Annotated in this window: 24 protein-coding genes; 14 read left to right on the top strand and 10 right to left on the bottom strand. The window is 60.4% G+C overall.

The window, feature by feature from the left end; genetic code table 11:
* Positions 1-110 precede the first annotated feature (110 nt).
* From OHL20_RS11160 to OHL20_RS11150, 3 genes are all read right to left on the bottom strand, one after another.
* Entirely contained in the window at positions 111-356 is a 246-nt protein-coding gene (locus OHL20_RS11160) for a hypothetical protein (protein ID WP_263383268.1), read from the bottom strand.
* 29 nt (positions 357-385) lie between these two features.
* Positions 386-1,540 (bottom strand): lactonase family protein, encoded by a 1,155-nt coding sequence (locus tag OHL20_RS11155; protein WP_263383267.1) that lies wholly within the window; start codon positions 1,538-1,540, stop codon positions 386-388.
* 96 nt (positions 1,541-1,636) lie between these two features.
* Positions 1,637-2,980: an amidohydrolase gene (locus tag OHL20_RS11150; protein WP_263383266.1), complete on the bottom strand. Its 1,344-nt coding sequence runs from the start codon at positions 2,978-2,980 to the stop codon at positions 1,637-1,639.
* Positions 2,981-3,103: 123 nt separating this feature from the next.
* Here OHL20_RS11150 and OHL20_RS11145 point away from each other — a divergent pair, with 123 nt between their 5' ends.
* Positions 3,104-4,249: a glycoside hydrolase family 172 protein gene (locus OHL20_RS11145; protein WP_263383265.1), complete on the top strand. Its 1,146-nt coding sequence runs from the start codon at positions 3,104-3,106 to the stop codon at positions 4,247-4,249.
* Here OHL20_RS11145 and OHL20_RS11140 read toward each other — a convergent pair.
* Positions 4,237-5,700, bottom strand: a complete 1,464-nt coding sequence (locus OHL20_RS11140; protein ID WP_263383264.1) for a sensor domain-containing diguanylate cyclase — start codon at positions 5,698-5,700, stop codon at positions 4,237-4,239. The two genes, OHL20_RS11145 and OHL20_RS11140, sit on opposite strands and share 13 nt — an antisense overlap.
* Positions 5,701-5,837: 137 nt before the next feature.
* The gene (locus tag OHL20_RS11135; protein WP_263383263.1) at positions 5,838-7,889 is read right to left on the bottom strand and encodes an ATP-dependent DNA helicase; all 2,052 of its coding nucleotides are present in this window, start codon (positions 7,887-7,889) and stop codon (positions 5,838-5,840) included.
* 136 nt (positions 7,890-8,025) lie between these two features.
* Between OHL20_RS11135 and OHL20_RS11130 the strand changes: the two genes are divergently transcribed.
* On the top strand, positions 8,026-8,433 hold the full coding sequence (locus tag OHL20_RS11130) for a hypothetical protein (RefSeq protein WP_263383262.1): 408 nt from the start codon (positions 8,026-8,028) through the stop codon (positions 8,431-8,433).
* An 83-nt stretch (positions 8,434-8,516) separates the two neighbouring features.
* The gene (locus OHL20_RS11125; RefSeq protein WP_263383261.1) at positions 8,517-8,879 is read left to right on the top strand and encodes a MarR family winged helix-turn-helix transcriptional regulator; all 363 of its coding nucleotides are present in this window, start codon (positions 8,517-8,519) and stop codon (positions 8,877-8,879) included.
* Here OHL20_RS11125 and OHL20_RS11120 read toward each other — a convergent pair.
* A complete protein-coding gene (locus OHL20_RS11120) occupies positions 8,868-9,320 on the bottom strand; it encodes a type II toxin-antitoxin system VapC family toxin (RefSeq protein WP_263383260.1) in 453 nt (150 codons plus the stop codon). The genes OHL20_RS11125 and OHL20_RS11120 overlap by 12 nt on opposite strands.
* Positions 9,320-9,577 carry a hypothetical protein gene (locus tag OHL20_RS11115; RefSeq protein WP_263383259.1) on the bottom strand — a complete coding sequence of 86 codons (258 nt, stop codon included), beginning with the start codon at positions 9,575-9,577 and terminating at the stop codon, positions 9,320-9,322. Before OHL20_RS11115 ends, OHL20_RS11120 begins: the two co-directional genes overlap by 1 nt.
* 108 nt (positions 9,578-9,685) lie before the next feature.
* Between OHL20_RS11115 and der the strand changes: the two genes are divergently transcribed.
* Complete coding sequence (gene der / locus OHL20_RS11110; RefSeq protein ID WP_263383258.1) at positions 9,686-11,644, top strand: ribosome biogenesis GTPase Der; 1,959 nt, start codon at positions 9,686-9,688, stop codon at positions 11,642-11,644.
* A gap of 350 nt (positions 11,645-11,994) precedes the next feature.
* Positions 11,995-12,408 carry a hypothetical protein gene (locus OHL20_RS11105; protein WP_263383257.1) on the top strand — a complete coding sequence of 138 codons (414 nt, stop codon included), beginning with the start codon at positions 11,995-11,997 and terminating at the stop codon, positions 12,406-12,408.
* Here the strand turns inward: OHL20_RS11105 and trmFO are convergent.
* Positions 12,405-13,772 carry a methylenetetrahydrofolate--tRNA-(uracil(54)-C(5))-methyltransferase (FADH(2)-oxidizing) TrmFO gene (trmFO, locus tag OHL20_RS11100; RefSeq protein ID WP_263383256.1) on the bottom strand — a complete coding sequence of 456 codons (1,368 nt, stop codon included), beginning with the start codon at positions 13,770-13,772 and terminating at the stop codon, positions 12,405-12,407. The genes OHL20_RS11105 and trmFO overlap by 4 nt on opposite strands.
* Positions 13,773-13,847: 75 nt before the next feature.
* On the opposite strand from trmFO, the gene OHL20_RS11095 reads away from it, so the two are divergent.
* Together OHL20_RS11095 and OHL20_RS11090 are read left to right on the top strand one after the other, a co-directional pair.
* The gene (locus tag OHL20_RS11095) at positions 13,848-14,195 is read left to right on the top strand and encodes a hypothetical protein (RefSeq protein WP_263383255.1); all 348 of its coding nucleotides are present in this window, start codon (positions 13,848-13,850) and stop codon (positions 14,193-14,195) included.
* A gap of 11 nt (positions 14,196-14,206) precedes the next feature.
* A complete protein-coding gene (locus OHL20_RS11090; protein ID WP_263383254.1) occupies positions 14,207-14,482 on the top strand; it encodes a hypothetical protein in 276 nt (91 codons plus the stop codon).
* Here the strand turns inward: OHL20_RS11090 and OHL20_RS11085 are convergent.
* Positions 14,479-14,973 carry a GNAT family N-acetyltransferase gene (locus OHL20_RS11085; protein ID WP_263383253.1) on the bottom strand — a complete coding sequence of 165 codons (495 nt, stop codon included), beginning with the start codon at positions 14,971-14,973 and terminating at the stop codon, positions 14,479-14,481. The genes OHL20_RS11090 and OHL20_RS11085 overlap by 4 nt on opposite strands.
* A 207-nt stretch (positions 14,974-15,180) precedes the next feature.
* Complete coding sequence (locus OHL20_RS11080) at positions 15,181-15,858, bottom strand: hypothetical protein (protein ID WP_263383252.1); 678 nt, start codon at positions 15,856-15,858, stop codon at positions 15,181-15,183.
* A gap of 58 nt (positions 15,859-15,916) precedes the next feature.
* Here OHL20_RS11080 and OHL20_RS11075 point away from each other — a divergent pair, with 58 nt between their 5' ends.
* From OHL20_RS11075 to queC, 7 genes are all read left to right on the top strand, one after another.
* Entirely contained in the window at positions 15,917-17,242 is a 1,326-nt protein-coding gene (locus OHL20_RS11075; RefSeq protein WP_263384993.1) for a 3-deoxy-D-manno-octulosonic acid transferase, read from the top strand.
* Positions 17,239-18,231: a tetraacyldisaccharide 4'-kinase gene (gene lpxK / locus OHL20_RS11070; protein WP_263383251.1), complete on the top strand. Its 993-nt coding sequence runs from the start codon at positions 17,239-17,241 to the stop codon at positions 18,229-18,231. Before OHL20_RS11075 ends, lpxK begins: the two co-directional genes overlap by 4 nt.
* A 136-nt stretch (positions 18,232-18,367) precedes the next feature.
* The gene (gene waaC / locus OHL20_RS11065; RefSeq protein WP_263383250.1) at positions 18,368-19,465 is read left to right on the top strand and encodes a lipopolysaccharide heptosyltransferase I; all 1,098 of its coding nucleotides are present in this window, start codon (positions 18,368-18,370) and stop codon (positions 19,463-19,465) included.
* The gene (locus OHL20_RS11060) at positions 19,462-20,022 is read left to right on the top strand and encodes a methyltransferase family protein (protein ID WP_263383249.1); all 561 of its coding nucleotides are present in this window, start codon (positions 19,462-19,464) and stop codon (positions 20,020-20,022) included. The genes waaC and OHL20_RS11060 overlap by 4 nt, the downstream gene beginning before the upstream one ends.
* Before the next feature lie 38 nt (positions 20,023-20,060).
* Positions 20,061-20,849: a DUF3108 domain-containing protein gene (locus OHL20_RS11055; RefSeq protein WP_396271961.1), complete on the top strand. Its 789-nt coding sequence runs from the start codon at positions 20,061-20,063 to the stop codon at positions 20,847-20,849.
* Positions 20,850-20,869: 20 nt separating this feature from the next.
* Positions 20,870-21,118, top strand: coding sequence for a DUF2007 domain-containing protein (locus OHL20_RS11050; RefSeq protein ID WP_263383247.1), 249 nt, complete (start codon positions 20,870-20,872; stop codon positions 21,116-21,118).
* On the top strand, positions 21,111-21,821 hold the full coding sequence (gene queC, locus OHL20_RS11045) for a 7-cyano-7-deazaguanine synthase QueC (RefSeq protein ID WP_263383246.1): 711 nt from the start codon (positions 21,111-21,113) through the stop codon (positions 21,819-21,821). Before OHL20_RS11050 ends, queC begins: the two co-directional genes overlap by 8 nt.
* The last annotated feature ends 43 nt before the right edge of the window (positions 21,822-21,864 follow it).

Here is a 21,864-nt window from a genome sequence, read left to right as displayed (position 1 = left end):
CCAGACACCCCCCTTTACAGGTCGAAGATTGTCAAGTTGTTCGACTTTAATTGGGATGCCCGGTTGGGCTGTTCTCAGGCTTGTGGAACAGACACCCTGGTCGGCGTTGGCTACTGCTTGCGACGGTTGATGCGGGCGATCTCGGCGCGGCGTTCAGCCTGTTCGAAGAGGGAGGAGAGAATGCCGGCGAGAGCAACTATGAGACCGACGACAAAGAGGGCCAGCCCCATGGTTCGCCAGAGGGAGACGTCGCCTGGGGAGCCGGGCTGCTGAGCGATGTTGGTGTAGGCGAGGCCGCAGGAGACCAGCGAGAAGAGGACGAGGGTTGCGGCGAGGATGTAGAGGTTGCGTCCCATTTCTTCTTCATTCTACGGCGTTCAGGAGGTCAGGCGAAGAGGACGCAGGAGGCTCCGTCCATGGGGTAGCGGTTTTCGGTGGCACTTAATAGGCCGGTCTTGCGGTCGCGGGTGAACACGGCTACGTCGTTGCCGAACTGACGCGCGACAAGGAGGTGTCCGTCATCGGGGGTGACGATGAAGTGGCGGGCCTCCTTTGCTCCGGTGGGTATACGACCGATGAGCTTGAGGCGACCGTCTGCGGCGATGGAGTAGGTGAGGAGTTCTTCGGCGGCTCCGCGGTTGCAGGAGTAGAGGAATTGGCCGGCGCGATCGAAGGCGATCTCGCCAGCGCGGTTGGTGGCGACGTCGCCATTGGGGAGCATGGTGGGTACTGCGGCTACCGAGGTGAGTGCGCCGGTGGCGGGGTTCCAGGTGAAGAAGGTGAGCGTGGAATCAAGCTCGTTGACGCTGTAGGCCCACTTACCATTGGGATGGAAGGCCAGGTGGCGCGGACCGGAGCCAGGCGGCATGGTGAAGACGGCGGGGTCTGCCGGGGTGAGTTCGGCGGTGGCCGTGTTGAGCTTGTAGATGAGGATACGGTCGGTGCCGAGATCGCTGATGTAGACGAAGCGATTGTTGGGAGAGATGGCGACGCCATGAGCATGGGGCGCGGTCTGGCGAGAGGCAATGGGGCCGTGGCCGGTGAGCTTGATGTCGTGGACAAGATCGGCGAGACGACCATCCTGCGTGACGCTGCAGGAGTTGATGGTCCCAGCGCCGTAGTTAGGCGCAATGACGCAGGTGCCGGTATGGTCGACGGCGAGGTGGACGAAGTCGGCGTGCTCGATGTTGAGGGTGGTGATGAGCTTGAGGTCGCCGGACGGCTCGATGTGGAAGGAACTGAGGCCGCCGATCTTCGACTGGGAGGAGTGACCGGCGAAGAGGGTCTTCTTGTCGGGGCTGACGGCGAGGAAGCTCGGGGCGAGGCACTCGAAGGCGAGGCGGACGTCAGAGAGGGTACCGGCATCGGGGTTCCAAGTGGCTACGTGGATGCCGTCGGCAGGCAGTTTGGTGGTGGAGCCGATGTAGACGTGCGACCCCGTGGGCTGCTCTGCGGAGAGGCGGGTTGCGGCGAGCGCTGCAACCGTTGCAGTCATGAAGGTGCGGCGGGTCCAGTGGCTAGACGTGCTGAGTTTGGTCATTCGCTTCTCCGCGGATCATGGTAGCTCATGATGAAGAATGTCGCTCTACTACTCAACTTCTCGTCGGACTGCGAGGACTGGCTCTACATTTTATAGCTATTTATTGAGTAGGGATATGGCCAGGGCGGTCATGGCGATGACTCCAGTGCGGATGGTAGGTTCTGGTACGGGGGCGAACTGGGAGGAGTGGGTGGCGGGCAGGGGGATGCCGGTGCGCTCGCTTTCCTTGACCTTTGCCGGGTCGGAGACACCGAGCCAGAAGCAGAAGATGGGGACGGAGTGATCGGGGAGCGCCCATGCGCCGAAGTCTTCGCTGGCCATGCTGGGCTTGGTTTCGACTAAATTCTGCGGGCCCAGAGCGGTGCGAGCTACGGTGCGGAAGCGATCGGCCAGTGCGGCATCGTTGATCGTGACGGGGACGTAGCCGGGGATGGTGACGAGCGGCATGCGGTTCTCGGGGACACCGTCCGCGATGGCTACTCCGTTGGCGGTGCGCTTGACGGCTTCGATCATGGCGAGGCGCTGGGTCTCATCGAAGCTGCGCATGGAGATCTCCATACGGACTTCTTCGGGGATGATGTTGCGCTTGGTGCCTCCGCTAATGTGGCCAACGGTAAGGACGGCGGGCTGCAGGGGCGCCGTCTGGCGGCTGACAATGGTTTGCAAGAGGACAAGGAATTCGCCTGCCATGACGACGGGATCTTTGGTCTGCTCAGGCTTGGCACCGTGGCCACCTACGCCGCGCATGACTACGTCGATGTCGGTGGCGCTGGACTTGAAGGGACCGCTGACGACGCCTACCTGACCGGCGGCGATGTCGGATACGTCGTGCTCGGCGATGACGAAGTCGGGGCGGCCGAAACGCTCGTAGACGTGGTCGGCGAGCATGGCGCGGGCTCCATCGTCGACCACCTCTTCGGCGGGCTGGCCAACGATCATGAGGGTGCCGTGCCATTTTGATTTGTCGGCGACGAGTTGCTGGACGGTGCCGAGGATGGTGGTGATGTGGATGTCGTGGCCACAGGCGTGCATGATGCTGACGGGCTGGCCGGAATCATCTTTGGTGGTGACGTGGCTTGCGTAGGGGAGATTGGTCTTCTCTTCGACGGGCAGGGCGTCCAGCTCGGTGCGGATGAGGAGGCGCGGGCCGGGACCGTTCTCGAGGATGGCGATAAGGCCTTCGGCGGAGGTGCCGTCGCGGTATTTGCCGAGGTGCTCGGTGACGGTGAAGCCCTGCTTGCGGAGGGCGGCGGCGAGGTAGGCGGCGGTCCAGGTCTCGTGGTGGGAGAGCTCGGGGTGCTGGTGGAGGGTCTTGTAGATCTCGACTAAGGCGGGTAGTTCGCGGTCGATGCCGGGTGTTGGCTGCTGTGCGAATGCTGTCGTCGAGGTCAGCAGTAGAAGAGCTGACGCCAGGAGCGTTGTGGTGCGCTGGTTGGGCATGGTTAGGGTGAGTTTAGCGCAGGCGCTGATTTCGGTGGCATGGATGCAGGCGCGAAGGTGATCCGTTAGGATGAGGTGCCCAAAGAATCGGGCAAAGCAACATTTTCGATCGAAGGAGTGTGCATGTACGCTTTCTGGATTTCGGCCCTGCTACTGGTGATGCTCACGCCTGATCTGACGGCACAGGTTTCTGGCGAAATGCCGGATCCGACGCGGCAGCAGACGTATACGCTGCATCGCTCTTCAAGCCGTGAGGCTACGGGCGCGAATGCGGATGCACGCACGGTGACGCCGGGCCAGACACTTACGGTGCTCGATGTAGATGGGCCGGGAATGATCTCGCATATCTGGTTCACGCTGGATGATTCAGAGACGTATGCGTTGAAGCGCATCGTGCTGCGGATGTATTGGGACGGCGAGACGACTCCTAGTGTTGAGACACCGATCGGTGACTTCTTTGGATTGGGAAATGGAGTTTATTACCACTGGGAGTCGCTGATGCTTTCGGCGGGTGGGGACAAGGCGCTCAACAGCTACTTCCCGATGCCGTATGCACACCATGCGCGCATCACGATCACGGATGAAGGCAAGCTGCCGCTGAGTCATCTCTACTGGAACATCGACTATCGCGTCAACGCGGAGCCGTTGCCGCCGGATACGCTCTACTTCCATGCAGAGTATCGCCAGGCGCAGCCGAACCATGGATGGACGGGTAACTGGTATGAGAACGGCGATCCGATTGTGAACTACAAGCGCAATGCCGATGGCAAGGATAACTTCGAGTGGTTCGAGGCGAAGGGGCATGGCCAGTTCGTTGGCGTGACCTTATCCGTGCTCCAGAATCAGGATGGGTGGTGGGGCGAGGGGAACGATATGTTCAAGATCGATGGGGACACTCCGTCGATTGTGGGCACCGGTGGCGAGGACTACTTCCTCGGTGCGTGGGGGTATGGTGGGCCGCAGGACTATCTGCTGCACGGCGCTCCTGTGGTTGGTAAGGAGCTTGCCGGGGAGCGTTCGAGCATGTATCGATTCCACTTTGATTCACCGATTCCCTTTACCAAGACGATGACGGCGAGCATGGAACATGGCCATGCAAACCATCGATCGGATAACTTCTACTCGGTGGCGTACTGGTACCAGAGTGAGCCGCATCTTGCGTTTCCGCCGCTGCCGGATGTGGACCAGAGAATTCCTACGCTGCAGTTTGTTGGTGGACCGGGGAATGCGAAGGGGCCGTATGACCCGAATAGCCTTCATCCACGGTAGGTCGGGGTGATGCGGTACTGATGGACGACGACGCGATCTTTGCCAGCGCGCTTCGCCTCGTACATCGCTTCATCGGCCAAAGCCAGAAGCTGCTTGCCGTGTTCAGTGTCAGCGTCCATCGTGGCTATGCCGAGGCTTGCGGTTACCGGGCCGTTGCGCCAGTTTTCTGCGTGCATGCCTTCGATCAGGCGCTGTGCGAAGAGGAGTGCTCCGGCGGCATCGGCTTTCGGGAGGAGAATAGCAAACTCTTCCCCACCGTAGCGACCGGCTACGTCAGAGCCGCGCATGGTGAACTGAATCAGTTCGCTGAGTTGCTGGAGCAGATGGTCACCGGCTGCGTGTCCGAAGCGATCGTTTTCGCTTTTGAAGTTGTCGACATCCAGCATGAGGACGGAGAATTCCGTCCTGTTCTGCCTGGCGGCGTCGAACTGCAGATCCAGTTGCGTGTCGAGCAGGCGTCGGTTCGCGAGGCCGGTGAGTTCGTCGATGGTTGCCAGCGTGGCCAGTTGGAGGTTCGCCTCTTCCAGTGCTTTCTGGCGGACAAGTTCCTCTGTTATATCCACCCAGAATCCGCCGAGAAGTGTGTCTCCGTCTTTATTCCGCCAAGGGAACTTGTACGACTTCCAGCAGGTGACATTCCCCTCTTCATCCTTGGTCTCTTCAGACTTCTCAAGCAGTGCGGCCCGATTCATGGCTTCAAGATCATTGCTGCGGATTTTCTCAGAGATCTCGGCGGGCCATATGTCGGCAGCGGTCTTCCCTAGCCAGGCGAGCCTGTCGATCTGGAAGTTGTCGGCCATCTTCTGGTTGTAGAAGATGAAGGTGCCATCGCGCTCCTTGATGTAGCTAAGGACTGGAGCATTATCCATGAAGGTGCGAAACCGCTCTTCGCTGGATCGCAGATCATGTAGGAGACCCTCCTTGATGCGGATCATGTGTTCGAGTTCGCTACGTTGCTGGCGGAGGTCCATACGCGCTCGTACCTGCAGCGCCAGAATCTCGAGAGCTGTCTTCTGAAGTGCGGTCAGCCGACGAGGAACTACGTCCGCCACGCATAGCGTGCCAACGTGCGAGCCATCCGGCCCTGCGAGTGGCATTCCGGCATAGAAACGAATCTTTGGAGCATGAGTCACCAGGGGATTGTTCTCAAAGCGACTGTCCTTGGCCGCATCTTCGACAATGAACAGGTCCGGTTGCTCAATCGCGTGCGAGCAGAAGGAGACGTCGCGGCTCGTCTCTCGTACCTCCACTCCGATGGCTGCCTTGAACCATTGGCGGTCTGAGTCAACGAGTGTGAACATGCTCATGGGTGTGCCACAGATGCCCGCAGCAAGCGAGATGAGCTGGTCAAATTCAAGCTCTGTTTCCGTATCCAGCAGGCCGGTGGCATCTACGGCAGTGAGCCGCTTTCGCTCCCGTTCGCCAGGCGAATCAGGGGATTTACGTACCAATTCGCCTGCTCTCATCACGCCCCAATCAGAGGTTAATCGACTGTACTTTCGCACACTTATTTGGGATGTATACATGAAGACCGCTCACGATTAATGAGCTATTCGGCACATATGCAAGAGCGGTATGGCGGGGGCGATTACAACGTAGCTTCTCGTTCCGGCAAGGAGAAGAAGGTCTCTACATCGGTGATCTCATTCGTAAGTTGGTAGGAGGGCAGCGATTCGAGGAAGATGCGGCCGTAGCGCTGGCGCTGAATGCGTGGGTCCAGGAGCATGAGGACACCACGGTCGGAGAGCGAGCGGATGAGACGGCCGAAGCCCTGCTTGAGCGTAATGACGGCGGACGGAATCTGGTAGTCGAAGAATGGTTTGCCGCCGAGCGCTTCGATGGCTTCCATGCGGGCCTTGACGACGGGATCGTTGGGGACGGCGAAGGGTAGCTTGTCGATGATGACGCAGGAGAGTTGTTCGCCCTGAACGTCCACCCCCTGCCAGAAGCTTGAGGTGCCGAAGAGGACGGCGTTGGGCGTGTCCTTGAATTGTTGGAGGAGGACGTGGCGAGGAGCCGTGCCGTGCAGCAGGAGTGGGTAAGGGAGTTCGGCGAGGAGGCGGTCGTGGACCTCGCGCATCTGCTTGTAGCTGGTGAAGAGGCAGAAGGCTCTTCCCTTTGTAATTTCCAAAACGCGTCGGATTCGCTCCACTGCCTTGGACTGGAAGTCCGGTTCGTTGGGAAGCGGCATGTTCGGAGGGAGATAGAGGAGAGCTTGCCTCTGGTAGTCGAAGTGGCTCGGGACTACAAGTTCCCGGGCGTCGATGAGGCCTAGGCGTTTGCTGATGTGCTCGAAACCGCCTGAGACGGTGAGGGTGGCCGAGGTGAGGATAACGCTCGAGTAGGTGTCGAAGAGCGAGGCGTGGAGGAGTTCCGAAACATCGATGGGCGTGGCTTGCAGGTGGGTGTGGAAAGCAGCCTGGGCTCCGCTACGAGCGAGATTGCGGACACCTCCTGCGGCTCGGCGGTCGATCCAGAAGACGGTGTTGCGGTCGGGAGACTCGAGGAGAAAGGTGAGATGGGCACGGATCTCACCGGCGCGCTTGCGGAGGCCTGGCGACTCGTCGACGTTCTTGAGGAGGTCGAGTTCGCCTTCCAGGCGGGTGAGGGCATTGATCGCTCCGGTGTAGGTGTCGCCCGACTCTTCGAGGAAGTCAGCGCGGTTCTCGAAGGGCATTCTCCCTATCCCGAAACCCTCGTCGGGTAAGGCTGCGAAGAACATGCGGGCACGGTCGCGAAGAACGGCGCAGGCGCTTTCGATGGCGGAGGTCGATGCCTGCTTGGCCTTGAGCATGAGGTCGACGTCGCGGGTAAGCTCTTCGAAGCGCTGCGTGCTGAGACCGATGCCGAAGTAGCTGGAGGCGACGTCTTCCAGCTCGTGAGCCTCGTCGAAGATGACGGCCGCGGCTTCCGGGAGGATGCCGGCGTCGGGAGCGTTCGCGGCTTGCTGCTTGATGGCGAGGTCGGCAAAGAAGAGGTGATGATTGACGATGACGATGTCGGATTCGAGAGCCTTGCGGCGCATCGTGGTGACGAAGCAGTTTTCCCAGTCGGGACAGGTCTGGCCGAGACAGGCCTCGGTACGGGCGTCCAGTTTGTGCCAGAGCGGGGAGTGTTCGGGGAGGTCGTCGATCTCGGCGCGGTCGCCGGTGGCGGTCGTCTTCTCCCAGGCGGAGATGGTGTGGAACTGGGAGATGTCCTCAAGGCCGGAGAGGATGGGGCTGGCGCGAAGGGCGTAGAGCTTGTGCTTGCAGAGGTAGTTCGAACGGCCCTTCATGTAGCAGACTTTGAGGGGGCCGAGGAGCGATTCGAGGAAGGGGATGTCCTTGAAGTAGAGCTGCTCCTGGAGGTTCTTGGTACCGGTCGAGATGATGATGCGCTGCTGGCGTTCGCGGGCCATGCGGAGAGCAGGCAAGAGGTAGGCAAGGGTTTTACCGGTGCCGGTACCTGCTTCGACGATGAGGTGGCGCTTGTCGTGGAAGGCCTTCTCAATGGCGCGGGCCATGTCGTACTGGCCTTTGCGATGCTCAAAAGCGAGCGACGAGCGGGAGAGCATACCGCCTGGCGCGAAGAAGTCGTGCAGGTTGGGAAGATGGTCCGCGGGGGCTGGCGTGATCGAGATGGGGGCGGAGGTGGACATCGACGGGGTGCGCAGGCTTCATGATACCGAGGGACGAGAAGAAAGATCGAAGATCGGGCATCGAGGAGGCTCGCGATCTTTGCTGATAAGAGGGAATTTTCTTTTGTTGAGTCGACATTCCATGTATATACATGGAATGTCGACTCAACGAACCCTTCTCAGCGTCATCTTTGGTTGTTCCGTCAGCGCGTGCGGCATGGCTCAAGCGCCAGCAGCAAAGCTTCCGCCGGTGCCGACAACGCATGTGCTCGCAATCGGTCATCTGACTGCAGGCACCACGCGGGAGACGACCGCTCCGTATATGAAGCAGGAGGTCCCGGATACGGTGCGGCTCTATCTGGCGGGCAAGGTGGAGCAGTGGTATGTGCGTAAGGATAAGCCGGGCGTTGTCTTCCTGCTGAATGTGACGACGGTGGCTGAGGCCCATGAACTGCTGGAGAAGCTGCCGCTGGGTCAGGCGAAGTTGATGGAGTTTGACCTGATTCCCCTAGGGCCGCTCAGTCCACTGGGGCTTTTGCTTCAAGGCGGTGAGGCCGCAAAATGAGGTGTCTTTGTGCGAACACGCGGCGTACTGCACGGATATTGTCGCGATTCTATGAAGATCGGTTGCGGCCTATTGGAATGACAGTGGCGCAGTTTGAACTGCTAAGTGAGTTATCTGGTCGCCCAGACAGGCCGCAAGGCGAGCTTGCCGAGGAGCTTGGGCTTGACCAGACCACACTGTCGCGGAATCTGAAGACGATGGTTGAGCATGGATGGATAGCGGGCTCGCCGTCTGTACTGGATCGGCGAAAGGCTCTCTACTCGCTGACGGCTGAGGGGCGGGAGATGCTACGGCTGGCGCTTCCTCATTGGCAGGAGGCGCATGACCATGTACAGAAACAGATGGGTGCGGATTGGCCGGTGGTCTGGGCGATGCTGGATCGGGTCGCGGTGGCGGTGTCTGGCCAGGCTCGATGGGCGGTACTTGTGACGGCGCTACGAAAATAGGTCATGAGGCGAAACAACAACGATGTCCCTGTAACGCTGAAAATCCTGAATGTTCAGCGTTAGCAGTTGTTCAATGCGATGAACGTGCATTGCAGCAACCAGCCGCGCATCATGCACCTGAACACCGGACACTGCTTCTTCGAGAATAATCTTTCGCCATTCTCTATGTGTTGCCTCGCTATCAGGTGCAAAGGTTAGCCTGGCTTCTATCAGAGTCGCGCGCCTATTCGTCTCAACAATGGAGAAGCCACAACCATTCCGAGAGATCGGCCGAGTACAAACGTTCCAGAACTCGGCCAGATTTTGCGATGTGTAGAAGAGGATTGCACCCTCATGCCAGAGCTTGTCTGTGCATTGGCGGATCATGTTGTAATCAGGATTATTTGGCTGGAGTAAACGTAAGAGGATGTTCGTGTCGACAAGGCATGAGGCGGCGGCCATCAATCATGCTCGCCGTAGATCATCTCGCGTGAAAATGTTTCATCGCGCGGGCTGTAAGCCTCAGGGACATTGCGAGCTAAGGAATCGAGGAAATTACGAAACTCTTCTTCGCTTGCGCGAGCCTCAGATCCTGATCTCGAAGCGAGAGCTTCCTGGAGCAATCGTCCTGCATAACTTTCAAGTGCGAGGCCTTGCATCTGAGCGGCTGCAGCCAGTTGCGCTTCCATCTCCGGATTAAGCTCGATCTGTATTGTCATGGTCTCAACCTTATTTAAGACTACATCCTATGCAAGTCGATGCGGAAGAAAGCAGCGCTGGCTCCCTATAATAGGGGATGGCGCCTGGCGTCGGGAGAAGGTACGGCGATGGCTAAGGCTAAGAAGGACGATAAGAAACGATTAGGCAAGAAGCACCGCACGGCGGCTACACGACCGAAGAAGGGCCGCGCTCCGAAGTCGACGCCGACGACGGGGGCGGTGGATCCGCGGAAGCGCAAGGTCCTCTCGTCGAAGAAGGCTGAGGCAAACAAGCTGTCGAAGCGGCCTACGCGGTCGCCGGAGAATGAGTCGCGCAAGACCATTCGGATGGACGCTGAGGGTCCGAAGAAGACCGGTGCGAAGAAGCCGGTGAAGCGGGCTGCGGCGGGCGCGAAGGCTGCTGGCAAGAAGGTGGCTGCGCCGCGTCCCAAGGATGGGATCGTAGGTCGGCAGACACCGGTCTCGACCAATATGGCTGGGCGCGGCGAGCGGCTGGGTGATGAGGAGCAGGAGTGGCGCGAGATGGAGCTGCTTGCGTCGCAGATGGTGACCGAGACCGAGAGCATCGACTCGCGGCTGCTGCCGCTGATTGCAGTGTGCGGACGGCCGAATGTGGGCAAGTCGACGCTGTTCAACCGGCTCACGGGATCGCGGCGGTCGATCGTAGGCGACGAGCCAGGGATCACGCGGGACCGCATCTATGGCGAGTTGGAGTGGCAGGGACAGGACGCGCGCATCGTCGACACGGGCGGCGTGGTTCCCGATGATGAGGCGCTGATCCCTTCGGAGATCTTCCGGCAGGCGCAGGTTGCACTTGAGGAGGCTGACGCGATTGTGATGGTTGTGGACGGGCGCACGGAGCTTGCTTCGCCGGACATGGAGCTGGCGCGGTTGCTGCTGCGCGGCGGTAAGCCGATCTTTCTAGCCGTCAACAAGATGGATACCGAGGCGATGCTGGTGCAGGCGGAGAACTTCCGGCGGCTGGGCTTTCGGAATGTGCTGCCGATCTCGGCGGAGCATGGAACGGGTATCGGCGACCTGCTGGACGAGGTATTCGCTGTGCTGCCGGAGCCGCGTGAGGTTGAAGCTCCCGAGGTGATGCTTACGGAGAATGATGAGGCCGAAGAGGATCAGGACGGGCCGGACTTCAGCATTCCTGCTGGAGCTACCATTGCGACCTCTGCGGGGCCGGTGCGGCGACTTCGCTCGCATGGCGAGTATGAGCAGCGGGAGACGAAGGTCGCGATTATCGGGCGGCCGAACGTTGGTAAAAGCACGCTGTTGAATGCGTTGACGGGGACGGATCGGGCGATTGTGTCGCCGATTGCCGGGACGACGCGCGATGCGGTGGACGAGGTTGTGGAGCGCGGCGGGCATAGCTTCCGGTTTGTCGATACGGCTGGAATCCGGCGCAAGGGCAAGACGAAGCTGATGGCTGAGAAGCTGTCCGTGATTATGGCGCGGAAGCACCTGGAGGCTGCGGATGTTTCGCTGCTCATCATCGATGCTACGGAAGGTGTCGCTGCGCTTGATGCGAACATCGGCGGGTATGCGCATGAGAGCGGGCGCAGCGTGATCATCGTCATCAACAAGTGGGACCTGATGACGAAGGTTGGCGCGGATGGGATGCGTGTCTTCGACGGCAAACCACCGGCGGATCAGAAGGTGTATGAGCAGCAGGTTCGAGACAACTTGAAGTACCTGGAGTATGCTCCGCTGCTGTTCATCTCGGCTTCTGAGGGGAACAACATCGAGTCGGTGTTCAAGAAGGTCGAGCTGGTTTCGCGTGAGCGACGGAAGCGCGTGACGACGGGGCAGATGAACAAGTTCCTCGAGAAGGTCGACTTCCAGAAGGCGAGCGTTCCGATGAACCGTCGGGTCAGGATCTATTACATGACGCAGGCTGCTGTGGCTCCGCCGACGTTTGTGCTGTTTACCGACAAGGACATCAAGATGCACTTCTCGTTTGAGCGCTTTCTTGGGAACCAGATTCGGGAGCACTTCGGGTTTATTGGTAGTCCGATCTGGTTCAAGATCAAGGCGCGTAAGAAAAAGAAGCTGAATTAGCCTTGGCTGCAATTAGCTCGTGACTAAGGCATAGGAGAAGCTGGACCCTTTTAGGGTCCAGCTTTTTTGATTTGGGGTACCTCGTAAACTCTTCGCTTGCAACGACATAGCTACCCATTACAAGGTAAAGTATTGCATTGAGATGACTTATACCCAAAGTACTCAAAACATAGGTCTTAGGTTAGGAAAGTGCTGGCCAAATTCAAACCGTCACAGGCTCCGGGTGGGAGTGTTCGGCGATTGGGTTAGAGGATTTATTTGACAGCAGAGATCTTGCTCGATACGGTTGCGTCACTTCCGTTGAGCCGTGGGGCCCGTAGGTCATTTTGATTTTCTGCGAGGTTCTGCTGATGCCACGTTCTCTCCTGGTTGTCTGTCGTTCGATTGCCCTCTTCCTTTGTTGCAGCGTGCTGCTGGTGAGCACGGCGGTTGCAGCGGATGTGCCGCTTACGGCTGACGTGGCGAAGCAGATGCTGCAGACCCGCGGGGTCGGCAGGATGGTGAAGGTGAAGGAGGCGAATGGGACGGTGTTGCGGGCGAAGATTGTGTCGATCGGCGATGCGTCCGTGATGATGCAGAGCGGGTCAAAGGCTCCAGTCGAGGTGCCGTATGACACGGTAACGGCGGTGCAGGGGCCGGGCCTGGCGAAGGGCGCGAAGATCGGAATCGGCGTTGGCGTGGGCCTCGCGGTTGCGGTAGGAATTGTCGCAATCGTGGCGGAACACAATTTGAACGGTTTGGGTACTTTGAAGGTGCCGCTCTAGAAGGCAGTGACCAGAGCGGGAGCCAGCCATTCCTTCCAAGCATGAAGGGCGCGGTCGCATTGGAGTTTGTGGCGTTCTTTTTTGTCGCGCATCTTCTTGCGGAGTTCCTCTTCGAGCGGTGGGAGGAGGTCGAAGGTGATGTTGGCGGGGACGAACTTCTTGATCTCGGCGTGGGTGATGTAGTGGGTCAGGCTGCCGTTGGCGCTGAGCCGTGGGGCGGGTATTGGTGCGGAGCCCTTGGCGAGGGCTGCGGCGTAGCGACCGGCTAACATGCCGCTGGCAATGGACTCGGTGTAGCCTTCGACGCCTGAGAGCTGGCCGGCGATCATGATGGTGGGGTGGGCTTTGAGCTGGAGGGTTTCGGTGAGGAGCGAGGGCGCGTGAATGTAGGTGTTGCGGTGGATCTGGCCGTAGCGGAGGAAGCTGGCGTTTTCGAGGCCGGGGATGAGGCGGAGGACTCGCTTCTGTTCGGAATATTTCAAGTGATTTTGGAAGCCTACGAGGTTGTAGGAGTCGGCGCGAAGGTTCTCCTGACGTAGCTGCACGCAGGCGTAGGGCCAGCGACCGGTTTTGGGGTCGGTAAGGCCTACGGGCTTCATGGGGCCGAAGCGGAGGGTGTCGCGGCCTCGGCGGGCTGTCTCTTCGATGGGGAGGCAGCCTTCGAAGTATTGGAGCTTGTTGGCGGTGCCGTCTACCGGGAACTTCTCCCAATCCTTCGACTCGACGTTTTCGGCGGTGGTGAGGGCGTCGAGGAAGGTCTCGTACTCTTCCTTGGTGAAGGGGCAGTTGATGTAGTCGGCGGTGCCTTTGTCGTAGCGGGCGGCGAAGTAGACCTTGTCCATGTCGATGGTGGTGGCGTCGACGATGGGGGAGATGGAGTCGTAGAAGGCGAGGTGATCGGCACCGGTAAGGCGCTGGAGTTCAGCGGCGAGGGCCGGACTGGTGAGGGGGCCTGAGGCGAGGATGGTAATGGTATCTGTGTCGTGCTCGTCGAGGTGGGTGACCTCTTCGCGGTGAACGGTGATGAGGGGCTGAGCGGCGATGCGGTCGGCTACGCGCTGGGAGAAGAGTTCGCGGTCTACGGCGAGGGCGTGACCGGCAGGGACGGCGGTGGCGTCGGCATCCTGAAGGAGGAAGGAGCCGGCCTGACGCATCTCCTGCTTGAGGAGCCAGGGAGCGGTGTTTTCGGACTCGGACTTGAGGGAGTTGGAGCAGACGAGTTCGGCGAAGTCGGAGGTCTGGTGGGCTTCGGTGGAGCGGTGCGGGCGCATCTCGTAGAGGTCTACGTGGCAGCCGAGGGCGGCGGCTTGCAGGGCTGCTTCAGGACCGGCTAGTCCTCCGCCGATAATTTTGATCTTCTTCATGAGTTAAGGATACGGGAGTGGTGAATTTTCTTGGCAGGCGACGAGTCAGCGGCTAAGCTGTTGCCGGAGAATGCCGTGACTATCTACGAATCAGTATGGATTAGTGCGTCGAACCCTACTCCCAATGCTTCGACGAATATCACTCACCTCGTCGATGGGTTCGCGAAAGGGACGACTGTGTTTGCAACGGTCTCGCTCTCGGCGATGTCGGAGGGGGTGAGCAGTGCGTCGAACACTGTGGGCTCCGTCGGATGCATTATCCGGTCGTGGCAGACGTTCAATGCGAACGGCAGTGTAACTACGTTCAACAACCTGGCGCTGTCGGGTAATGCGATGTACATCCCAAACTGCGCTTCAGTGACCTTTGAATTGACGGTCGACTACGCCAACGCCTATGCATTGGGAATGGTGTACACACTATGATCGGTAGCTCGATGAGTAACGCTGAGACGTTGCACGCCACGGTGGCTTTTGATCCGGCTGACGGACGCATTCTGCGCGTTCATTTTACGAAGGCTGAACCGGCGAGCACCGAGGCGGCATGGGTGTTGGGCATTGCGCAACCGGGTGCGAAGGTGCTGCACTGTGCGCCGGGGAGTCTGGAGACGGGACGAACGTACCGCGTGGATCTTGCCACGGAGACGCTGGTCGCCTGTGCGCCGGGTGAGGCTGGGGTGTCGGCGGGGAGCGGGTTTACCAAGGTTGGCTAGTTAGTGGCTGACTGCGCGGCGAGGGTGGTGAGGGCGTCGCCGGAGACGCGCATGCCCTTCCACTCGGACTTCATGCGTGCGCCCATCAGGTGGTAGAAGTCGATCGAGGGTTGGTTCCAGTCGAGGACGCTCCACTCGAGGCGGGGACAGCCTTCGGCTACAGCGATAGCGGCTACAGCGGCGAGGAGTGACTTGCCAATTCCCTTGCCGCGCAGGGTGGGGCGGACGAAGAGGTCTTCGAGGTAGATGCCCGCGTGACCGGCCCATGTGGAGTAGCTGTGGAAGTAGAGGGCGAAGCCAGCGGGGGTGCCTGACCACTCGGCCATGAGGCAGTGGAAGCGGCGGGGGTCGGTGAAGCCGTCGCGGAGGAGGTCGGCTTCGGTGGCGAGGACGGCGTCGGGTTCGCGCTCGTAGTCGGCCAGCTCCTGGATGAAGGCGAGGATCTGGGGGACGTCGGTGGGGGTGGCTGGGCGGATGGTGAGTTCGGGCATGCTTCCTTGAGAATAGCTGGTTGAGGGAGTGGAGGCTTAACACCGATCAGTGCGGATGACACCGATTTGCCTGCAATCTGCGACTGGAACAGAAGCGACCGCGGAGTTCGCGGAGGAACGCGGATTCTAAGAACGGTACGGTAAGTGCTCTTGAGATTATTTGTCTTAGATCGGCGTCATTCGCTTTGATCGGTGTTAAGTTTTTGCTTATTTTCGGGACTGGTTGGAGGGGGCGGCGGGGTTGGCTTTGAGCCAGGTGTTGAAAGGGATGGTGAAGGCGAAGAGGTCTACTTTGCCGTCGAGGGTGTGGACCTGCTTGACGTAGAGTTCGGCGTTGCGGAGGGCTGGGTCGTCGAGGCCGCGGATGTCGTAGAAGAGGTAGCCAGCCGAGGTAGCGTGGGCCTGAACGGTGGTGCCGTTGAAGCCGAAGTCGGCGTCGTCTTCGCCTATCTTCTTGTCGATGGGCGGGTGGTGGATGGTGAGGGGGATGAGGGGGATCTTGGTCCCCATGGCGCTTTTGGTAGAGAAGAGGCGGCGGTTGATGTCGTCGTCGGTGGCGGCGGGGATTTTGTCGTTGTTGGCGGAGAGGAACTGGATGCGGACGTCGTCGAGGGAGAGAGCGACGTCGCGGTCGTTGGTGATGATGACGCGGACGGGGATGAAACCGTGCTGGACGTACTCGAGGCGAAAGAAGCTACAGTTTTTGGGGTCGTCGCAGGGCTCGGCGGCGATGGTGACGTGCTCGTTAGCGTGAGCGTCGAAGGCGGCGTACTGGGCGGCGGGCTTGGCGGGGGGCGCGGATTTGTGGTCGGCAGCGTGGGCGAGGCCTGGGTATAGCAGGAGCGCGACCAGATAGAGGTAGAGTCGAGTTGGGTGCTGGGTCATGGACGTGTTGATTATGATCGTTAGCTCAAGGTAAAGAAAGAGGCGCAAGGGTTTGACGATGCTGGTGTACAGTTCGCTGCTGCTGCTTGTGCTGGTTGTGGGGAGCCCGTACTGGCTGGTGCGGATGGCGACAAGCGGGCGGTACCGGAAGGGGCTTGCAGGGCGGCTGGGACGGATTCCAGCTGGGCTGTGGAGGGTGGTGGCGGGTAAGGACGTGGTGTGGGTCCATGCGGTGTCGGTGGGTGAGGTGCTGGCGGCTTCGCGGCTGGTGACGGAGTTGGAGGCGGCGCTGGGGCCGGGGTGGGTGGTGGTGGTTTCGACCACTACGGCTACGGGGCAGGCGCTGGCGCAGGAGCGGTTTGGGGCAGAGCGGGTGTTCTTCTATCCGCTGGATCTTGGGTGGGCAGTGCGGGCTTATCTACGGGTGTTGCGGCCGAAGCTGCTGGTGCTGATGGAGAGCGAGCTTTGGCCGGGGATGCTAGCGGCGTGTGGGCGGGCGGGAGTTCCCGTGGCGGTGGTGAATGCGCGGATGAGTGACCGGTCGTTCGCGCGGGCGATGCGGGTGCGGGTGGTGTGGGATAAGGTATTGCGGCATGTGACGTTGTTTCTGACGCAGAGCGAGGAGGATGCGCGGCGATTGGTGGCTGTGGGGGCTCGGGCTGAGGCGGTGAAGGTGGCCGGGAATCTGAAGTTTGATGTGCGGGCTCCAAAAGAGAGCCGGGTGGCTGGGCTGATCCGGGAGGCAGCGGCTGGGCGGCGGATTGTGGTGGCAGGGAGCACGGTAGGGGATAAGGCGGCACACTGGGGCCTTGGGGAAGAAAGCGATGCGATTCATGCATGGGAGGCCACATGCAGATCATTGGGGGTGTTGCTTGTCGTTGCACCGAGGCATCCCGAGCGCTTCGACCTTATCTATTCGGTAGCTATGGAGTTTCCTACCCTACGAGCAACGGAGATGCTGGCTGGTAAGGGGAAGGACGATGGCTACTCTGTTCTCCTGACATCTGTGAAACGCGCTCAAGTTGAGATCATCATTCTAGATACGATCGGCGATTTGGCCGCGGTGTATGGGGTGGCAGATGTGGCGTTTGTCGGGGGCAGCCTGGCGGGGCGGGGTGGGCATAATCCGCTGGAGCCGGCGCAGTTTGGGGTGCCGGTGGTGATGGGCCCTTCGTATGAAAACTTTCGCGGGATTGTGGAGGCGATGCGAGAGGCCGATGCGATTCGGATCGTGGCGGCGGAGGGGCTTGGAGCGGAGTTGGTCGGGCTGCTGAGCGATCCTGTTGCGGCGAAAGCTTTGGGGGAGCGGGGGCGGCAGGTGTTCCTGTCGAAGGCGGGGGCTACGGAGCGGATCGTGGCGGAGTTGATGGGGCTGATGCGATGAAGAGGCCACTGCTGTTGCCGCTGGTGCCCGTGTATGGGGCGGGGCTTTGGGTGGCGCGGCGATTTGGGGGTGAGGCAAAGCGGTTGCGGTCGCCGGTGGTGAGTGTGGGGAGTTTGTCTGCTGGTGGTGCGGGAAAGACGCCTGTGGTGGCGGCGTTGGCTTCCCTGCTGAAACGTGAAGGCTATGCTGTGGATATCTTGAGCCGGGGGTATGGGCGGGGGTCGCAGGCGGTGGAGCGGGTTGATCCTGCGGGAACGGCGGCCCGGTTTGGGGATGAGCCGCTTCTCTTGGCAAAGCAGACCAGTGTGCCAGTGTATGTGGGGGCGGAGCGGTATGAGGCTGGGTTGCTGGCCGAGGCTGCGGGTGGACGAGCGGGGATTCATCTGCTGGACGATGGGTTTCAGCATCGGCGGCTGGCTCGTGATCTGGATGTGGTGCTGCTGACGGCGGAGGATGTGGCGGACTGCCTGCTTCCAGCGGGGAATCTGCGGGAGCCGCTTTCTCGGCTGCGCAGGGCAGGGGCGGTGGTGGTGCGGGAGGACGAGGCGGCGGCTCTGCGGCCTGTGGTGCAGCGGCTTGCGGGAGCGGTGCCGGTCTGGGTTATCCGGCGGCGGTTGCTGCTTCCTGCTGGTACTGAGCAGCCAAAGAGGCTGCTTGCGTTCTGTGGAATTGCGAGGCCGGAGAGCTTTTTTGCGATGCTGCGGGCGCAAGGGGTTTCGCTGGCTGGAGCTATGGCGTTCCGCGACCATGAGCCTTATCGGTATCGGAAGATCCAGGGACTATTGGAGGAGGCTGCGCGGTGCGGGGCGGATGGATTCGTTACGACGGAGAAAGATGCCGTGAAGTTGCTGAAGCTGATGCGGAATCGGTTGGAGGTACGGGGGCCGCTGGTTGTGGCTGGGCTTTCGGTTGAGTTTGTGGATGAGGGTGAGGTGCTGCAGGGGGTTGTGGCGGCAGAAAAGCTAAACGCAGGTTCCCTTCGGGAATGACAACCAGGAAAGCAAGGGCAATCGCAAGTCCTTCGGCCTCGCCCAAGATGACAGTTTTGGGGTGGGATGACGGAGAATAACAGCTGGGAGGAGTTGGCGCTAGCTGGTCTTGGGTGTTGCGTGAGAGGATGTAGGCTTGTCTCTGACCCCCAACACGTCGTCGGATACTGCCTCTGCATTCCGGGTGCTGATTGTGCGCACCGGGGCTATGGGCGATGTGCTGCATGCCATGCCTGCGGTGGCGGCGATGCGTCTGAAACATCCTGACTGGCATATTGGATGGGCGATTGAGCCACGCTGGCGCTCGCTGCTGGAGGGTGATTGCGCGCTCTATCCGATGATGCCTCTGGTAGATCACGTGCATAACGTGCCGACGCGGTCGTGGAATCAGCGGCCTTTTTCGCAGCATACGGCGCACGAGATCCTGCGTCTGCGGCGCGAGTTGCAGGCGGATCGATACGATCTTTGTGTTGATATGCAGGGTTTGCTGCGGTCGGCGGTGGTGGGGTGGCTGGCGAAGGCTGGTGAATTTGTGGGGACTACCGATCCTCGGGAGACTCCTGCGCGATGGTTTTATGATCGGCGGATTGTGACGCGGGCACCCCATGTGATCGATCGGGGATGCCAGTTGCTGGGCGGGGCTATCGGCGAAACGCTGACGGCTGCGCCGGTTCCTCTGCCGGTCGACAAAGCGGCGGAGAAGTGGTGTGACGGATTTCTGGCAGGAATGCTCGCGAACCCGACGCAGCGATTTGCGTTTCTTGCACCGATGGCCGGATGGGGTTCGAAGCGATGGCCGGTGGAGAAGTACGGTGCGCTGGCGAAGGTTCTGGCCGATGCTGGAATCTGCCCGCTGATTAATGTCGCGGCAAAGAACGATCCGGTGGCGGCGGCGGTGGTGCTGGCGAGCGGCGGCGTGGCGAAACCGGTGGACTGCACGATGGCGCAGTTGACGTCGCTGTTGCGGCGGGTGAGCATCGTGATCGCTGGAGATACAGGGCCACTTCACCTTGCGGCGGCGCTGGGGAGGCCGGTCGTCGGGCTCTACGGGCCGACGGATCCGCAGAGAACGGGGCCGTACGGAACGCGGAGCAAGGTCATTCGGCACCCCTCGAGCGTGGACGATCGACGCCGCTCTTCTTCTCCTGAGGTGGGATTGATGAAGATTACAGTGGAAGAGGTTGCGGCAGCCGCGTTTGAACTAGCGCAGGGCGAGGCGGAAGGAAGCGTTTGAGCGAACGGACGACATGGCAGCGCATTGCGAGACGGATTCGGGTGCCGCTGGGGTTTGTGTTTGCGGCGGTGTTTCTGTGGCTTGCCCGGCCAACGTGGCAATCGATGTTGTGGAGCGTTCTGCTGGTGGGGGCGGGCGTTTGGCTGCGGGCTTATGCTTCGGGCTATGTTCGCAAGAACACGGAGCTTGCGACGACAGGGCCCTATGCGCATACGCGGAATCCGCTGTATCTGGGCTCGATGATGATTGCGTTTGGATTCGCGGCGGCGGCTGGAAGCTGGGTGATCCTGATTGCGCTGGCGGTGCTGTTTGCGGTGATCTACCTGCCGACGATCCAGTCGGAGGAGACGTTTCTGCGGGGCCACTTTCCGGGTTTCGAAGCCTATGCGGCGAGGGTGCCGCGACTGTTGCCGAGGCTGACTCCAGCCGCAACGGATGCGGAGCGGGGACGGTTCTCGCCGAGCCTGTACCGGCAACACCGCGAGTACAATTGCGGGATGGGAGCCATCGCCATCTATGCGGCGCTGGCACTTCGGCTTATTTACCTGAAGCACTGAAGCCCAGAGTTTCCCTCGCGAGCTGTCTCGATTTGAATTTGAAACAAACACTGACTCTCTTCTCCGCCGTGTTGCTTGTGCTGCTGACTGCGTGTTCCCCGCTGGCAGGGCAGCAGAATAGTCAGCCGATTCCTACGCTGCAACCGCCGCTCGTTGGTTACGGCTTCCCTGCTCACCAGACGCTGACATTTACCGTCGACTGGCGGGTGTTTACGGCAGGCACGGCAGTCTTCCACATCGACCAGCAGGGCAGCCAGCAGAAGATTACGGCGACGGCGGACACGGTTGGCGGCGTGACGATGCTGTTTCCGGTGGTCGACCGGTTCCAGTCCGGATTCGACGCGACGACAGGCTGCTCGACTGGCTTCAGCAAGCAATTGCAGGAGGGTCCGCGGAAGGTGACAGGCGATCTCTCGTTCAACTATGCGGCGGGTAAGCAGACGCAGGTGGAGAAGAATCTGGTCAAGGGAACATCGAAGCAGTTGACGGCTTCGATACCGGCCTGTGTGACGGATTCACTGTCGGCAATCTTCTACGCGGCTTCGCAGCGTATGGTGGTGGGGCAGAACATCAAGTTTCCGCTGGCCGACTCGATGCGGACGGTTACGGTGACGATGAAGGTTGAGGCGAAGGAAGAGATCAAGACACCTGCGGGCATCTTCCAGACGATCCGGGTACAGCCTACGGCAGAGGAGGGCATCGTGAAGAACCGGGGCAATATATGGATCTGGTACTCAGACGATGCGCGGCATATTCCGGTGCAGATTCGGGCGCGGCTTTTCTGGGGAACGATTACGTTTCATTTGCAGGCGATTGAGAATAAGTAGAGCGGTACGAGGATGATGCATTGAAGTTTTCAGACGATTTCGTGACCGTGGGTAAGTTTCTGGCACCTACCGAGGCGCAGATCGCGAAGAGCCTGCTGGAAGCCGCGGGGATTGAATGCTTCCTGCAGGGTGAGAATGCGAATAACATGCTGGCGATGGCCTTTCGGGCGCGGTTGAAGGTGCGCCCGGAGGATGAGGAAGCCGCGCTGGAGTTGCTGGAAGCCTCGGATGCGCAGGGCGACGAGACACCGGGGAGCTTCGATGCCTGAAATTGTCGTAGGCAAACCGCGTCCCAAGGCTGTGGTTTGCCTGTCGGGCGGTTTGGACTCGTGTGTGTGCGCGGCGCTGGCGGCACGCGACTTTGACACGTACGCACTCCATTTCAGCTATGGTCAGCGGACGGAGGCCCGGGAGCTGAAGTCGGCGGAGGATGTGTCACGGCTGGTTGGGGTGCGCGAACTGATGCCACTGAAGATCGATTTGTTTCGGAGGATCGGTGGATCGGCACTGACGGATGCGGCGATCGACGTGCCCGATGCTCCTGCGGACGAGGAGGCGATTGGCGGCGAGGTGCCGGTGACTTATGTTCCGTTCCGAAACGCTCATTTTCTGTCGGCGGCGGTGAGTTGGGCGGAGGTGCTGGGAGCGAAGACGATCTTTATCGGAGCGGTGGAGCAGGATAGCTCGGGATATCCGGACTGTCGTCCGGCCTATTATGAGGCGTTCAACCGGCTGATTGAGCAGGGGACGAAGGAGGGCGACATCCGGGTGGTGACGCCGCTGATCCAGATGCGGAAGAGCGAGATTGTGCGGCTCGGGGTTGAACTTGGCGCTCCGTTCCATGTAAGTTGGTCATGCTATTCGGGTGAGCGCGAGGCCTGTGGGCGGTGTGAAAGCTGTGTACTTCGGCTGCGGGCGTTTGAGCAGGCGGGGATGGTCGATCCAATTCCTTATGCAAGTAAGTTCCAGTAAAAGCCAGCCGCGGCTAATCAATGGCATCATAGATAGCGTGAAG

The sequence above is a fragment of the Granulicella arctica genome, from assembly GCF_025685605.1.
Classification (GTDB): Bacteria; Acidobacteriota; Terriglobia; order Terriglobales; family Acidobacteriaceae; genus Edaphobacter; species Edaphobacter arcticus.
The sequence above is the reverse complement of the archived record's forward strand: the minus strand, read 5'-3'. Positions and strand labels throughout refer to the sequence as shown.